The following is a 15267-nucleotide window of genomic DNA, read 5'->3' as shown; positions in this document are numbered from 1 at the left end:
TCCTAACGGGTGCGGTCGGTCCTAACGGGTGCGGTCGGAATCGAAGTCCGCGTCCAGCTCGGAAGTGTTGCCGGCGTGGCGGGCGGCGGCCGCGTCCTTGAGGAGATCGCGGATTTCGGCCAGCAGGGCGGTATCGGCCGGGAGCGGCTCTTCCTCGGGTTCCTCGGTGGAGAGGCGGTTCTTGACCAGGGAATTGATCTTGTTCATGGGCGCTACGAAAATGAAATAGACCACGGCGGCAGTGATCACGAAGGTAACGAGTGCCGTCAGAACAGCGCCGATGTTCACAAGCGTGGCGGGATTGTTTTCCCAGATCTTGAAGCCGAGGCCGTCAGCATTCATGCCGCCGGCGGCGGCGATCACGGGGTTGATGATGTTGGTGGTGAAAGCCGTAACAAGAGCGGTGAACGCACTACCGATGACCACGGCAATGGCCAACTCGATCACGTTGCCGCGAAGTATGAAGTCCTTGAAGCCCTTGAACATGGATGGTCCTCCGATTGGGTGCGGGTGTCTGGCTCAGCAGAGATCAAACTACCACTCCGAGGTTTCAGGGGGTTGTCACAGGGATGTGAGCGAGCGATGGGCGGAAGGGCGCGGGATGTGAGCGAGCGATGGGCGGAAGGGCCCGGGATGTGAGCGAGCGATGGGTCTCTCACATCCCGGTGCGGCCCCCGGACAAAGCAGTACTCGTTAGGCGAGCAGGGACCTTGTGTGGTCGTTGAGGAACATTCCGCGGGGATCAAACTCGCGGCGGACCTGGATGAACGTGTCCAGCTCCGGGTAGAGGCGTTCCAGCCGGCCCCGGGTCATGAAGTGGATCTTCCCCCAATGCGCTCGTGGCTCGAATTCCTGGAGCACGGCATCGGCGTCGCGGAAGAACTGCCAGTAGTCGGTCCCGGGCTCGGTGGTCAGGGTGATGACAGTGCTGTCGCGGCCTTGGAACTGGGACATGTACGCGTCATCGGACTTTACCCAGCGGACCTCCACGGGGTACTTCTGCTCGGGATACTTGCTGCGGATCAGGTCCTGGATGGCTTCGACGGCCACCAAACCGTCCTCGCTGCGGACAAAGTACTCGAGTTCATGGAACTGAGTGGTGAAGCCGCCGGGGTAGATCCGGTAGGAACGGTCCAGCCGGGCACCTTCGACGGCGGAGAGCTGGCTTTCGTCCTGGACGGAAGCTACGTTGTACCGCTTGGTGTAGCTGCGGCCACCCATGCTGTGATCGGGTGAACCGGGGAGGTCCAACAGTTCGCAAGAGTCGTCCTCCGGGCACCACAGGAAAGAATAGTGCCGGTTGTCATCGATGTCGGCCTGCCATGTGGACGTGGTCTCAGCCCACGTGGGATAGGTGATCTGTTCCTGAAGGTAGTAGCTGTCCTCTACGTCCAGCTCCACTTCCAGGAAGATCCCCAAGGTACCCAAGGCCGTCTGTGCGGCGCGAAGTTCGCGCAGTTGGCCCTCGCCGATCTCCACGATTTCGCCGTAGCCGTTGATCAGCTTCACCCAGCGCAACTTCGAGGAGAAGCTGCCCAGGTCCTTCCCGGATCCATGGGTGCTGGTGGCCAGTGCGCCTGCGATCTGCTGCTTGTCGATGTCGCCCTGATTGCTGAGCGCCAGTCCTTTCTCCCACAAGGCATCGCCGAAAGCGTTGATGGTTGTGCCGGCCAAGGCCCGGGCACGGCGCCCCAACTGGTCAGTTCCGGTGATGGCAGAAAGGCCAGCCATGTCCATCAGCACGCCGCCGGTTTGAACCAAGGGCGACGACGAGTGTCCTGAGCCGACTGCCCGAACAGGCAGGCCTTCGCGAATGGCGAAACGGACGGCCTCGAGCGCTTCTTGTTCATTCCTGGGCCGAACGGTAAAGGCGGGCGTCGCGCTTTGGTTACCACCCCAGTTGGTCCAGGTGGCGTCCGTGGCAAAAGGGGCCGACGGGGTAGCGGCATCTGGCAAGGAAGCCGGTCGGGAAACATTAGTGGTCATGGTGAAAGCTCCGTTGCTTGTCTGAACGCTCACGCGCCGTGGTTGATCATGACGTGCTTGGTGCGCGAGTAATCATCCAGGGCATAGAGCGAGAGGTCGCGGCCGTAACCGGAACCTTTGAATCCGCCCCACGGTACCTCGCACGCCAGGACCAGGTGGGCATTGACCCACACGGTGCCGAAATCCAGCTGCTTGGGAATGCGGAGGGAGAGGCTGGAATCGCGCGTCCACACTGAAGCTGACAAACCATAGGGGCTCTCGTTCGCGCGGGTCACAGCTTCCTCAGTGGTGCCGAAAGTTTCCACAGTGACCACTGGGCCGAAGATCTCGTGCGTGGCGATGTGTGCGCCCGCGGGAACGTTGCTGATGACCGTGGGCTCGATGAAGTAGCCGGGACCTTCCATGGCGGATCCTCCAACAGCCACGGTGAGGCCTGCCTCACGGGCTTCGGCCAGCGATTCCTTGACCCGCTCGAAGTGCGGGAGGGAGATCATGGGGCCGATTTCGACGTCGTCGCCGGCCTCGGGTGCGCCGACCACCAGGGTGCTGACCTCGCGTACCAAGTGTTCGGTGAACTCTTCGGCCACGGACTCGTGCACCAGCACGCGGCAGGCGGCGCCGCAGTCCTGGCCGGCGTTCCAGAAGCCGGCGTTGCGTACGCCGGCAGCGGCGGCGCGGAGGTCGGCGTCGGGGAAGACAACAACGGGAGCCTTGCCGCCGAGTTCCAAGTGGACGCGCTTGACGGACTTCGCGGCGGTTTCGGCCACCGCCTGGCCACTGACGACGCTGCCGGTGAGGGCGACCAAGGCAATGTCAGGGTGTTCGGACAGTCGCTGGCCTACAGTCCGGCCGCGTCCTGTCACCACGTTGAGGATCCCGTCAGGAATTCGTCCGGCCAGCACTTCCACCAGCTTCAGCGTGGACAACGGAGTCTGTTCGGAGGGCTTGATGACGATGCTGTTGCCGGCAGCGAGGATGGGCGCGATCTTCCAGGCGGCCATCAGTAGTGGGTAATTCCAGGGAGTAATGACGCCCACCACGCCGACGGGTTCGCGGAGGATCACGGACGTGTGGTCCGTGGCGTAGTCGCCTCCCGCCATGGAAGTCAGGGTACGGGAGGCGCCGGCCATGAACCGAAAGGTATCGATGGTGCTGGAGACATCGTCGTCGGACACTGCCTGTGGCTTGCCGGTGTTGGCAGACTCGATTGCCTGGAACGATTGCCGGTTCTCTTCGATGATGTTCGCAATGAGGTTCAGGACATCCGCGCGTTCCTTCGGGGTGGTGGCACCCCAGGTCCTTTGGGCCACGACGGCGGCGGCAACAGCGACGTCGACATCATCGGCCGTGCCGGCCTGCACCGAGGCGATGACGGCCTCCGTGGTGGGATCCACGACGTCGATGGTCTGGCCTGAGGAGCCGGGGACGAAGGAGCCGTTGATGAAGTGTCCTGCGGGTGGCAGAGGCAGGTTGTCGGAGTGGTCGGCGGAGGAGCGTCGGACAGTAAACTGTTCGGTCCGGGTGGTAGTCATGATGATTCTCTTTCAGATGGGGGCAGGTCAGATGAGGTCTGGGGTGAGTGCAGTTGCGGGAAAGGGGGCGGCTTCCGTCTTTTTGTCGAACAACCGGGCCGCGAAGTAATACAGGGGAGCGACGACGACCAGGCCGACGATCCAGGAAATGTCCACGCCACCCATCGCGGCAGCCAGTGGGCCCGTGTAGATGGCGGTTGCCGAGAAGGGAACCTGGATCAGGGCACCTGCCAGGTAGGAGCCGATGGCGACCCAATTGAACCGCCCGTACACGCCGCCGTCGCGCTTGAAGAAGTCTTCAACCCGGTACTCGCCGTGCCGCAGGAGGTAGTAGTCCACCAGGTTGATGGCCGTCCACGGAACCAGGACGTACATCAGGAAGGACAGGAAGTTGGTGTAGAAGAGGATGAAGTTGTCACGGGCAAACAGGGCGATGGAGACGGCGACGACGAAGAGGATGATTGCCGCGATGCTGCGGGTCTTGGCGCGCGGCAACCAGCTTGGCTTGAACGTTTGCCCGATAGTGAGGGTGCACAGGACGCCACAGTAAAGGTTCATGGCGTTCGACGCCGCGACGCCCAGGCAGAAGATGCCCACGATGATCAGGGTCCAGGGCTGAAGCAATGCGCCAAGGCTGCCCACGATTTCGACGTCCCCGGTGCTCATGGAGACGGCCAGCGTGCCTACCAAGGCGCCCAGGATCATGGGGAAGAGCGTTCCCAAGACACAGCCCGAGTAGGATGCCCAGAATGCCGGAGCGGATCCTGTTCCTTGCGGCATGTAGCGCGAATAGTCGGAGACGTACGGTGCGTAGGCCAGCTGCCACAATGCGGAGACGGAGATGGTGCCCATGAAGCCCACCCAGTTGAAGTTACCCGTCTCGAGGAAGCTGGCCGGCAGTCCGTGGACCATCAGGATCCACCCGAAAGCCAGCAGCAGTGCCAGCCCGGCGGCCACGCTGAGGACGCGTGCATAGGCGTGGATGAGCCGGTAGCCGAAGATCGTGGCGATAACGCTGACCACGCCGATGATAATAATGCCGGCGTCAACGCTGATGCCCGGACTCACCGCTGCCATTGCCTCGCCGCCGAACACAAGGTTGGCCGCGAAGAACCCCACGTACATGACCACCACGATGACCACGATCAACAAAGCCCCGAAAGAACCGAACTGGCCGCGGGTCTGGATCATCTGCGCCACACCCAATTGCGGGCCTTGCGCGGAGTGCAGCGCCATGAAGATGCCGCCCACCACGTTGCCGATGATGATGGCCACGATCGCCGGCACGAAGCCCAGGCCGAACACCGTGGTGGCGAGCCCGCCGGTCACGATGGTCATGATCATGATGTTCGAGCCGAACCAGATGGTGAAGAGGTCCCGGGCCTTGCCGTGGCGCTCGTTGACCGGGATGGGCTGGATGGTCTTGTCCTCGAGCCGGGGTACCTCAGTTGCCGGCGCACTCATGACGTAGCCCGGGATGCCGAAGCCAATTCACGGCCAACTGTGCTGTTTGCTTTGCTGCGGTTCACCATCAGCCCGAGAAGGTCGAAGACCAGCGTGGCGGCGGCGACGGTGGTGATGTCCGCGTGGTCATACGCCGGGGCGACTTCCACGACGTCGGCGCCCACGATGTTGATGCCGTTCAGCCCGCGGAGCAGGGCCAGGAGCTCGCGGGAGTGGAGCCCGCCCATCTCAGGAGTGCCGGTGCCGGGTGCGAAGGCCGGGTCAAGGACATCGATGTCGATGGAGACATAGACCGGGGTATCGCCGAGCCTGTCCTTGACGCGCTGGATAGCTGCGGGGACGCCGATGACGTCCAGGTCCGAGCAGCGGATGATCTGGAACCCGAATTCGTGGTCGCGGAGGAAGTCGTTGCGGTCGTAGACCGGCCCGCGGATACCCACGTGCATGGACTTGTCCTCCATAAGAAGGCCTTCTTCGAACGCCCGCCGGAAGATGGTGCCGTGCGTGATCGGCTGGTCGAAATAGGTGTCCCAAGTATCCAGGTGGGCGTCGAAATGCAGCAGGGCTACCGGACCATGGACCTTGTTCAGGGCCCGCAGCATGGGCAGGGCGATGGTGTGGTCGCCGCCGATGGAGATGAGCCGCTTGTCCTCGCTGATCAGGGGCAAGGCCTGCTCCTCGATTTCACGGACGGCCCGGGTGATGTCGTAGGGGGTGCAGGCGATGTCGCCGGCGTCCACTACCTGGGCTTCGTACACCGGTTCAACGTCGAGCTCCGGGTGGTACCCCGGGCGGAGGAGGCGGGAGGCTTCGCGGACTGCGGCGGGTCCGAAGCGGGCGCCGGGCCGGAAGGAGGTTCCGCCGTCGAACGGGACGCCGACGATCGCAATGTCGTAGTCCGGGACGCGGTCGATTTGGGGGAGACGGGCGAAAGTACCGAGGCCTGCATACCGGGGGACTTTGGTGGCGTCGACAGGGCCGATGGGCTTGTGCGTTGTCATTGACGGATCCTTGGGTTGAGGGGTGCTCGCCGTTGAGCGGGAAGTAAGTAATTCCATTCTTGGTGACGCGGATCACTCCGGATAGCGCTACATTGACTACAAATAGTTGAGGCGTTTAGACGAATGTCTAAGTGCCCCGGAACGTGGCGGCAAGACCGCCGGAAACGCAAGGGAACCGGAGCGCACAATGGCAATCACCGTGGGCGAACTCGTGGCTGAACCGCAGCTGGGACTCACCCTCCTGGCAGGAGCGGCAGGCCTCGAAAACCGCATTACCTGGGCTCACACGTCGGACCTTCCCAGGCTGTGGGAGTGGGTCACGGGCGGCGAACTCATGATGACCAACGGCCTGTCGATTCCCGCCGACGCCGAGGGCCAAGTGGCGCTCGCAGAGGCCTTGATGGACAGCGGCGCCAGCGCCTTGGCGATCGGCGAGAAAATGCATGCACCGCCGCTCACCGCGGAATTCATGGAAGCGTGCGAGCAACTCCCGTTGCCCCTGATCAACATCCCGTACCCGCTGCCGTTCATCGCGATCGCCCGGTCGGTGGCCGAGTCCTCCTTGCTCGAAGAATCCCGTCGGCTGCGGCAGACTGCCCGCGTCTACGATCTGCTCCGCACCGCCGGAGCCTCCGAAGACCACTGGCAGAGCCTGGTCCAGCGGCTGGCGACCGAGCTCGACGCGGACCTGTTCGTGGTGGACCGCCGCTGCCTCCATCCCTGGCACCCGGACGGTCAGGCGCTCCCGGTGTTCCTCTCCGAGGAGTGGGCGCCGCTGTCGGGGCAAGTGTCCCTCGCGGGAAAGAACTTCCAGTGGCATCGCATCCGCGGCAGGCACGTCCTCACCATGGACATTCCTACCCATGCCAACGCGCTCCTGGTGGTGCTGCCCAACAGCGAACCGCACCCGGACGCCGTCGTGCTTCTCCACGCCGCAACCGTGCTGGGACTGCAGCTTTCGCGCATCGTTTTGTCGCTGGAAGGCCGCCACCGGCTGGCCGGCGAGTTCCTCCTGCAGGCAATGGACGGACGCTTGGGCGTGGCCGAAATGGAGAGCCGGCTGGCAGCTTTCGAGGTTTCGCCCCAGGATTTCCTGCTCGCCTCACTGACGGCGGACGCCGCGGACAAAGCGGCGGACGACGGCGGCAGGCTGGCGAACGTGCACATCGAACTGTGGCGGCACGGGGTTGCGTCCGCGTCCTTGAAGCGGAACAACAGGCTCCATGTGGTGGTCCCGGCAGACGTGCCTGACGATGTCCTGATGCACTGTGCCGGCGTGGAAACCACGATCGGGATCAGCGCGCCGGCGGCCGTTGCGAACATCCAACGGGCGCTGCAGGAGTCCCTCTGGGCGCTCGGTTCCGCCCGCGCCAACAACCAAGGGCTGGCCCGCTATGCGGAGGGGCCCTCATGGCTGGGACTCACCGGTTTTGAGGAAGGAACCGCCCTGGTCCGGCGTCTTTTGGGTCCGATTTTCGACTACGAGCAGAGCCAGGAAGGTGATCTCATTGTCACCTTGAGGACGTATTTGGACTCGCAGCGGTCGTGGCAGAAGACTGCTTCAGCATTGTTCGCGCACCGACAAACCATCATCTACCGGATGCGGAAAATCGGCGAACTGACAGGGCTGGACATGGGTGAAACGTCCACCGTCGCCCAACTGTGGTTCGCTCTGCAGATCCATGAAGCGATGCATCAGTAGCCACACCTTGCTTGCGCTCCTTCAAAACAACCAGCTATGGTGTGAAGCGTGTCACTCACGTGATGCAACGCTTTTGATCTGCGGCGGGAGAGTCCTGCCGGTACATCCAGTCAGGCGCCGTAGGAGCAAATCCTCCCCAGGAATCTCTCAGGCCCATGTACCGCCGCGGTTAGGCAACTCTGGAAAGCAGTCCGGGTAACCGGGCTCACCGACGGTGCAAGCAGGCAACCATTCCTGCGGAATCTCTCAGGTCCAATACAGAGCGGGGAGGAACCCCACATCATCGTGGCGCTCACTGGGCGCCTGAATCATGGAGTTCCTCTTGACTGTTCAATCAACCCCCACCGCCTTCGCGGACCGGCACATCGGCGCCCGCCGCCAAGCCGACGTTGACACCATGCTCAAGGCCATCGGCTACGACTCTGTCGACGGCTTGGTAGACGTCGCCGTTCCCGATTCCATTCGCCAGGACACTGCCCTGAAGCTGCAGGACGCCCTCACCGAGGTGCAGGTCCTCGCCGAGCTCCGCAAGCTCGCTTCCAAGAACAAGACCGCTGTGCAGATGATCGGCCAGGGCTACTACGACACCGTCACACCCCCGGTCATTCGCCGCAACATCCTTGAAGCTCCCGCTTGGTACACGGCCTACACGCCGTACCAGCCGGAAATTTCCCAGGGCCGCCTGGAGGCACTGCTGAACTTCCAGACCATGGTGCAGGACCTCACCGGGCTTCCCGTGGCCAACGCCTCGCTGCTGGACGAAGCCACCGCCGTTGCCGAGGCCGTGCTGCTGATGCGCCGCGCCAACAAGTCCAAGACCGCCAAGGACGGCAAGACGGTCCTCGACGCCGACCTCCTCCCGCAGACCATCGCCATTGTGAAGGGACGCGCCGAGGCGTTGGGCTTCGAGGTTGAGATCGCTGATCTTTCGGCTGGACTTCCCGACGGCGACATCAACGGCATCGTCCTGCAGCAACCCGGCGTTTCCGGGCGCGTGTTCGATCACTCCGGCGTCATCGCTGACGCCAAGGAGCGCGGCGCGCTGGTCACGGTGGCCGCGGATTTGCTGGCGCTCACCCTCATCACGCCCCCGGGCGAGCAAGGTGCGGACCTCGCCGTCGGAACTGCGCAGCGCTTCGGCGTCCCGCTGTTCTTCGGCGGCCCGCACGCCGCGTACATGGCCGTCCGCGAAGGCATGGAACGCACCCTCCCGGGCCGCATCGTTGGGGTCTCCAAGGACAACGCCGGCGTCCCTGCTTACCGCCTGGCACTGCAGACCCGCGAGCAGCACATCCGTCGCGAGAAGGCGACGTCCAACATCTGCACCGCGCAGGCACTGCTCGCGATCGTAGCCTCGATGTACGCCGTCTACCACGGCCCGGAAGGCCTGAAAGCAATCGCCGAAACCGTCCACGGCCACGCCCGTGTTTTGGCTGCGACCCTGCAGAAGGCCGGCCGCGAACTCGTCTCCGAGGCTTTCTTCGACACCCTCACCGTCCGCGTCCCCGGCAAGGCAGACAAGGTCATCGCCGCCGCTGAAGCCCGCGGCATCAACCTGCGCCTCATCGATGCGGACATCGTTGGCGTCTCCATTGATGAAACCACGACGCCGGAGATCCTCTCCGCGGTAGCCGTCGCCTTCGGTGCCGGTCCGGTAGGGGACGTTACCGGATTCGAATTGCCCGCTGACGTAGTCCGGACATCCGATTTCCTGCAGCACCCGGTGTTCAACACGCACCGTTCCGAGACGCAGCTGTTGCGCTATATCCGCAAGCTGTCGGACCGTGACCTCGCACTGGACCGCACCATGATCCCGCTGGGTTCGTGCACCATGAAGCTGAACGCCACCGCTGAGATGGAGGCGATTTCCTGGCCGGAGTTCGCCTCCATCCACCCGTTCGCTCCGGACCACCAGACCGCGGGTTGGCGCGAGCTGATCGAGGACCTGGAAGCCGACCTCACCGAGATCACCGGCTACGACCAAGTCTCTATCCAGCCGAATGCCGGTTCCCAGGGCGAGCTCGCAGGCTTGCTTGCGATCCGCGGTTACCACCTGTCCCGCGGCGATGAGCAGCGCACTGTTTGCTTGATCCCGGCATCAGCCCACGGCACCAACGCGGCCTCGGCTGTGCTGGCGGGCATGAAGGTGGTTGTGGTGGCGACGGCTGCCGACGGCACGATCGATCACGCGGATCTCGCTGCGAAAATCGAGGCCCACCGCGAGGTTTTGTCGGCCATCATGATCACCTACCCGTCCACGCACGGTGTGTACGACGCCGACGTCCGCGAGGTCTGCGACGCGATCCACGCTGCCGGCGGCCAGGTGTACGTTGACGGTGCCAACTTGAATGCGCTGGTTGGTTTGGCCCAGCCGGGCAAGTTCGGCGGCGACGTGTCCCACCTGAACCTGCACAAAACCTTCTGCATCCCTCACGGCGGCGGTGGACCGGGCGTTGGCCCGGTTGCTGCGAAAGCCCACTTGGCTCCGTTCATGCCTGGCGACGCGAACAAAGCGGCGCATGAGGAGGGGCACGGCGTTGCGATCTCGGCTTCGCGTTATGGCTCGGCCGGTGTGCTGCCGATTTCGTGGGCATATGTGAAGCTCATGGGCGGCCAAGGACTGACGGAAGCCACCAAATCGGCTTTGTTGGCAGCCAATTACGTTGCTTCCCGCCTGGATGAGCACTTCCCGGTTTTGTACACGGGCGAGGGCGGACTCGTGGCCCACGAGTGCATCCTGGACCTACGTGAGCTGACCGCTCGCACAGGTGTCACCGCCGAGGATGTTGCCAAGCGCCTCATCGACTTCGGCTTCCACGCCCCCACGTTGGCGTTCCCGGTCGCCGGCACCTTGATGGTGGAACCCACCGAGTCCGAGGACCTGGCCGAGATTGACCGTTTCATCGAAGCCATGATCACCATCCGTGCGGAGATCGAGCAGGTGGCCAGCGGTGATTTCACTGTTGAGAAGTCGCCGCTGCGCAACGCACCGCACACGGCTGCCGCCGTCGTAAGTTCCGGCTGGGACCGCGACTACCCGCGGGAGCAGGCAGCGTTCCCCGTCCACCACCTGAAGCAGGACAAGTACTTCCCGCCGGTCGGCCGAATCGACGGCGCCGCAGGCGACCGCAACCTGGTGTGCTCCTGCCCTCCCCTCGAAGCGTTCGAGGACAACACTGCTGACTTCGAAAACTAAGGACTCCCGTCATGTCTGAGAATTACACAGCTCTTTACGAGCAGCACAAAAAGGCCGGTGCATCGTTTACGGACTTCGGCGGCTGGCAGATGCCCCTGAAGTACGAGTCCGAGCTCGCTGAGCATCATGCCGTCCGCAAGTCCGCTGGCTTGTTCGACCTCTCCCACATGGGTGAAGTCTGGGTCACCGGCCCGGACGCTGCGTCCTTCCTGGATTACGCACTCGTGGGCAAGCTGTCCGCTGTCGCCGTGGGCAAGGCCAAGTACTCGTTGATCTGCAATGCCGACGGCGGCATCATCGACGACCTCATTTCTTACCGCCACCCCGCTCCCGAAGAAGGCATCGACAAGTATCTGGTGGTCCCCAACGCGGGCAACGCGAAGGTGGTTGCTGCGGCACTGCTGGAGCGGGCGGCCGGCTTCGACGTCGTGGTGGAGGACGCTTCCGCTGAGACTTCACTCATCGCCGTGCAGGGCCCGAACGCCGAAGCCATCCTGCTGAAGCTGGTCCCCGCGGAGCAGCACGCGCTGGTCACGGAGCTGAAGTACTACGCGGCGGTTGAGGTCTCCATCAACGGGCAGGACCTGCTGCTGGCCCGCACCGGATACACCGGCGAGGACGGCTTCGAGATCTACATCCCCAACGTCGACGCCGCCGGTCTCTGGGAAGCACTGCTCGAAGCCGGCGAAGGACACGGACTCATCCCCGCCGGCCTCGCAGCCCGCGACTCACTGCGCTTGGAAGCCGGAATGCCCCTGTACGGCAACGAGCTCTCACGCCACGTCAACGCCTACGCGGCGGGACTGGGCCCGGTAGTTTCCCTGGCCAAGGAAAGCGACTTCATCGGCCGCGATGCGCTCACCGCCATCAAGGCCGCCGGCGTCGGCTCCGCTCTTGGACAGAAGCTCGTGGGCCTCAAAGGAACCGGACGCCGCGCCGCCCGCGCCCACTACTCGGTGCTGAAAGACGGTTCGCTCATCGGCGAAGTCACGTCCGGCCAGCCAAGCCCGACGCTCGGCTACCCAATCGCCTTGGCGTACGTCGACGTCGAGCATTCCGAGCCGGGCACCATCGTGGACGTCGACCTCCGCGGCAAGGCGGAACCCTTCGAAGTGGTAGGCCTGCCGTTCTACAAGCGGGTCAAGTAAGTCCCGGTGAGAGTGACATCCTCCGCGGGCTCGGTCGCAGAAGCGCCCGTTGGGCGGACGCGATGCTCCCTTGGACGCCCGCTTCCGGATGTCACTCGCACAGGGGCCTGTGCGGCTCACCTTGCGCACGGAACCAGGAGACCGAGGCAACCTGCTAAAAGGCGGGTTCCAATGCCTTGGTTCGCTGCTCCTCAAAAGGCGAGCGGCACAACGGTGACGGCCGGCCGGCGGCGAAACGGACTCCGGAAGCGTGCGTCTAAGGAAGCGGCACGTCCGCTCAGCGGGCGTCTTCGCGACCGAGCACGCGGAGGAGTTCGGGTCTCCGCCACACGAACCGGCCACGATGTGCGACACAACAGTTTTCAAATACACGAGAAGTGAGGAATTGGAATGAGCAAAGTAGTTGCCGAGCTGAAGTACTCGGCTGAGCACGAGTGGGTTGCCGTTGATGGGGACGGGCCCGTAGGTATTGGGATTTCCGCCGTCGCCGCTGACGCCCTGGGTGACATTGTGTACGTGGACCTCCCTGAGGTTGGTTCCACTGTGACCGCCGGCGAGACGTGTGGCGAGGTGGAATCGACCAAGTCGGTCTCTGACCTGTACTCGCCTGTTACCGGTGAGGTGACCGAGATCAACGACGCCGTTGTCAGCGATCCGGCACTCATCAACAACGATCCTTATGGCGCAGGCTGGCTGTTTAAGGTGGCCGCCACCGAAGAAGGACCGCTCATGTCGGCCGAAGAATACGCTGCAACAAACGGAGGAGAACTGTGAACCCGGTATCTGTAACTGACTTTCAGCAGGTCGTGTCGGCTTCGTTGGACGCGCAGCTGTCCGAGCTGGATCCAGAGATCGCTGCAAAGATCGACGACGAACTGGGTCGCCAGCGCGACGGCCTGGAAATGATCGCCTCGGAGAACCACACGGCCGTTGCAGTCATGCAGGCTCAGGGCTCGGTGCTGACCAACAAGTACGCCGAGGGTTACCCGGGCAAGCGTTACTACGGCGGCTGCGAGCACGTTGATGTGATCGAGCAGCTCGCGATTGATCGCATCAAGGCACTGTTCGGCGCGGAGTTCGCCAACGTCCAGCCGCACTCCGGCGCACAGGCCAACGCCTCAGTGATGCACGCCCTCATCAAGCCGGGCGACACCATCATGGGCCTCAACCTGGCCCACGGCGGCCACTTGACCCACGGCATGCGGATCAACTTCTCCGGCAAGCTCTACAACGTGGTCCCCTACGGCGTCCGCGAAGACACCCACACGGTGGATATGGCCGAGGTTGAGCGCCTGGCGCAGGAACACAAACCGGCACTCATCGTCGCCGGCTGGTCCGCATACGCGCGGCAGCTGGACTTCGCCGAGTTCCGCCGGATCGCCGACTCCGTGGGTGCCTACCTCATGGTGGACATGGCCCACTTCGCCGGTCTGGTGGCTGCAGGCCTTCACCCGTCACCGGTCCCGCACGCCCACGTCACCACGTCCACCACACACAAGACCCTCGCCGGTCCTCGTGGCGGCATCATTCTCTCCAACGACGCCGACATCGCCAAGAAGATCAACTCGGCCGTGTTCCCGGGCCAGCAAGGCGGACCGCTCGAGCACGTCATCGCCGGGAAGGCTGTCGCGTTCAAAATTGCTGCCTCCGAGGAGTTCCGGGAGCGTCAGGAGCGTGTCCTTGCCGGTGCGCGGATCCTCGCCGAGCGACTAATCCAGCCCGACGTTGCTGCCAAGGGCATCAGCGTGGTCTCCGGCGGCACGGATGTACATCTGGTCCTCGTCGACCTCCGCAACTGCGAACTCGACGGCCAGCAAGCCGAAGACCGCCTCGCCGAGATCGACATCACCGTCAACCGCAACGCCGTCCCCTTCGACCCCCGCCCGCCCATGGTCACCTCCGGCCTGCGCATCGGCACCCCGGCCCTGGCTACCCGCGGGTTCGGCGAAGAAGCATTCCGCGAAGTTGCCGACATCATCGCCGAAGTACTGATTGCCGACGCCGATGCGGACCTTTCCGGGCTGCGGCACCGTGTTGATGTGCTTGCGAAGGCGCATCCGCTGTACCCGGGTGTTTCGAACCTCTCGTAAGTCGCCTCGGGGCTCGGTTCGCCCGTCGGGTTCGGTTCCCGTCGGGTTCGGTTCGCCCGTCGGGTTCGGTTCCCGTCGGGTTCGGTTCGCCCGTCGAGTCCGGCCTCCTCTGCATGCTCGGTCGCGTAGACGCCCGCTGGGCGGACGTGACGCTCCCTTAGACGCATGCTGCCGGAGCCCGGACCCGGAGGGGCAGCTCTCGGGTTGCCGGGTTGGGGCCGCATTGCTGGCCGATTCGGGGGTTCCCTGTGAGATGTGCCGTGCGCACGGCACGTTGGGCAGTGAACCCCCGGAATGGCGCGGGAAGCGGAGCCGCTGGTTTGTTGATCTGGGTTTGAGGGTCCGCTCCGTTTCTTGGGGGCGGTGCGGGTTCTTTTTCGTTTTACTTAGTTAGGAAAAACCATGGCCGTTGGGGTCTTTGATCTATTCTCTGTGGGTATTGGCCCGTCGAGCTCTCACACTGTTGGGCCGATGCGCGCCGGGGCGGTGTTTGCCCGGGAGTTGCGTGAGTCCGGAGTGCTCGAATCCGTTGCCGGGTTGCGGGTTGACCTCTACGGTTCCCTGGCTGCCACGGGCAGGGGACACGGGACTTTCACGGCCGTCTTGCTTGGACTCGAGGGGTTCGACCCTGAGGAGATCCTTCCTGACGAGGTGGAGGAGCGGCTGGCTTCCATTGCTGAGACGGGAAAGCTCAACCTTTCCGGCGATACGCTCCTCGACTACGCGGTGGAGGACATGATCCTGCATCCGTTGACGGTGTTGCCGCGGCATACGAATGGGATGAAGTTTGCTGTCTCTGATGCTGGTGGGAAGGTGCTGCGGGAGGCGACGTTCTTTTCGGTCGGTGGTGGGTTCATTGTCCGGGAGGGTGAGGAAGATGCGGCCCGGGAGGAACTCGAGGAGTCGAAGAAGGAGTTGCCGTTGCCGTTCAGGACGGCGGCGGAGTTGCTGGGCCGGTGCTCCTCCAAGGGGTTGGGGATCAGCGACATCATGTTCATCAATGAGCGGGCGTCCCGATCCGAGGAGGAGATCCGGGAGGGTTTGCTGCATATCTGGTCCGTGATGGAGGCCTGTGTTGAAACGAGTCTGAAGCGTGAGGGTGTGTTGCCCGGGGGTTTGAAGGTTCGTCGTCGTTCTCCTGATTGGTT

The 15267-nt window shown here is 63.7% G+C and carries 11 protein-coding genes and 1 riboswitch; of the genes, 6 read left to right on the top strand and 5 right to left on the bottom strand.

What is annotated here, in order from left to right; all coding sequences use genetic code 11:
• Positions 1-21: 21 nt before the first annotated feature.
• From mscL to speB, 5 genes are all read right to left on the bottom strand, one after another.
• A complete protein-coding gene (mscL, locus tag ACZ881_RS16505; protein WP_476117070.1) occupies positions 22-486 on the bottom strand; it encodes a large conductance mechanosensitive channel protein MscL in 465 nt (154 codons plus the stop codon).
• Positions 487-693: 207 nt separating this feature from the next.
• The gene (locus tag ACZ881_RS16500; protein ID WP_476117068.1) at positions 694-1986 is read right to left on the bottom strand and encodes a D-arabinono-1,4-lactone oxidase; all 1293 of its coding nucleotides are present in this window, start codon (positions 1984-1986) and stop codon (positions 694-696) included.
• 29 nt (positions 1987-2015) lie between these two features.
• The gene (locus tag ACZ881_RS16495) at positions 2016-3518 is read right to left on the bottom strand and encodes an aldehyde dehydrogenase family protein (protein WP_476117066.1); all 1503 of its coding nucleotides are present in this window, start codon (positions 3516-3518) and stop codon (positions 2016-2018) included.
• 27 nt (positions 3519-3545) lie between these two features.
• Positions 3546-4982, bottom strand: coding sequence for a purine-cytosine permease family protein (locus ACZ881_RS16490; RefSeq protein ID WP_476117064.1), 1437 nt, complete (start codon positions 4980-4982; stop codon positions 3546-3548).
• The gene (gene speB, locus ACZ881_RS16485; protein WP_476117062.1) at positions 4979-5983 is read right to left on the bottom strand and encodes an agmatinase; all 1005 of its coding nucleotides are present in this window, start codon (positions 5981-5983) and stop codon (positions 4979-4981) included. Before speB ends, ACZ881_RS16490 begins: the two co-directional genes overlap by 4 nt.
• Positions 5984-6170: 187 nt before the next feature.
• Here speB and ACZ881_RS16480 point away from each other — a divergent pair, with 187 nt between their 5' ends.
• From ACZ881_RS16480 to ACZ881_RS16455, 6 genes are all read left to right on the top strand, one after another.
• Positions 6171-7685 carry a PucR family transcriptional regulator gene (locus ACZ881_RS16480; RefSeq protein WP_476117060.1) on the top strand — a complete coding sequence of 505 codons (1515 nt, stop codon included), beginning with the start codon at positions 6171-6173 and terminating at the stop codon, positions 7683-7685.
• Positions 7686-7759: 74 nt separating this feature from the next.
• Positions 7760-7858: riboswitch (glycine riboswitch) on the top strand.
• 137 nt (positions 7859-7995) lie between these two features.
• Positions 7996-10881, top strand: coding sequence for an aminomethyl-transferring glycine dehydrogenase (gene gcvP / locus ACZ881_RS16475; protein WP_476117058.1), 2886 nt, complete (start codon positions 7996-7998; stop codon positions 10879-10881).
• Between the two features lie 11 nt (positions 10882-10892).
• Positions 10893-12029 carry a glycine cleavage system aminomethyltransferase GcvT gene (gcvT, locus tag ACZ881_RS16470; protein ID WP_476117056.1) on the top strand — a complete coding sequence of 379 codons (1137 nt, stop codon included), beginning with the start codon at positions 10893-10895 and terminating at the stop codon, positions 12027-12029.
• Positions 12030-12419: 390 nt separating this feature from the next.
• Entirely contained in the window at positions 12420-12803 is a 384-nt protein-coding gene (gene gcvH, locus ACZ881_RS16465) for a glycine cleavage system protein GcvH (RefSeq protein WP_017197389.1), read from the top strand.
• Positions 12800-14119: a serine hydroxymethyltransferase gene (glyA, locus tag ACZ881_RS16460; protein ID WP_476117053.1), complete on the top strand. Its 1320-nt coding sequence runs from the start codon at positions 12800-12802 to the stop codon at positions 14117-14119. Before gcvH ends, glyA begins: the two co-directional genes overlap by 4 nt.
• A 402-nt stretch (positions 14120-14521) precedes the next feature.
• The coding region (locus tag ACZ881_RS16455) for a serine dehydratase beta chain (protein ID WP_476117051.1) at positions 14522-15267 on the top strand (746 nt) is incomplete at its 3' end.

It is taken from the genome of Paenarthrobacter sp. TE3676 (assembly GCF_056279165.1).
This window is presented reverse-complemented; position numbering and strand designations above follow the sequence as displayed.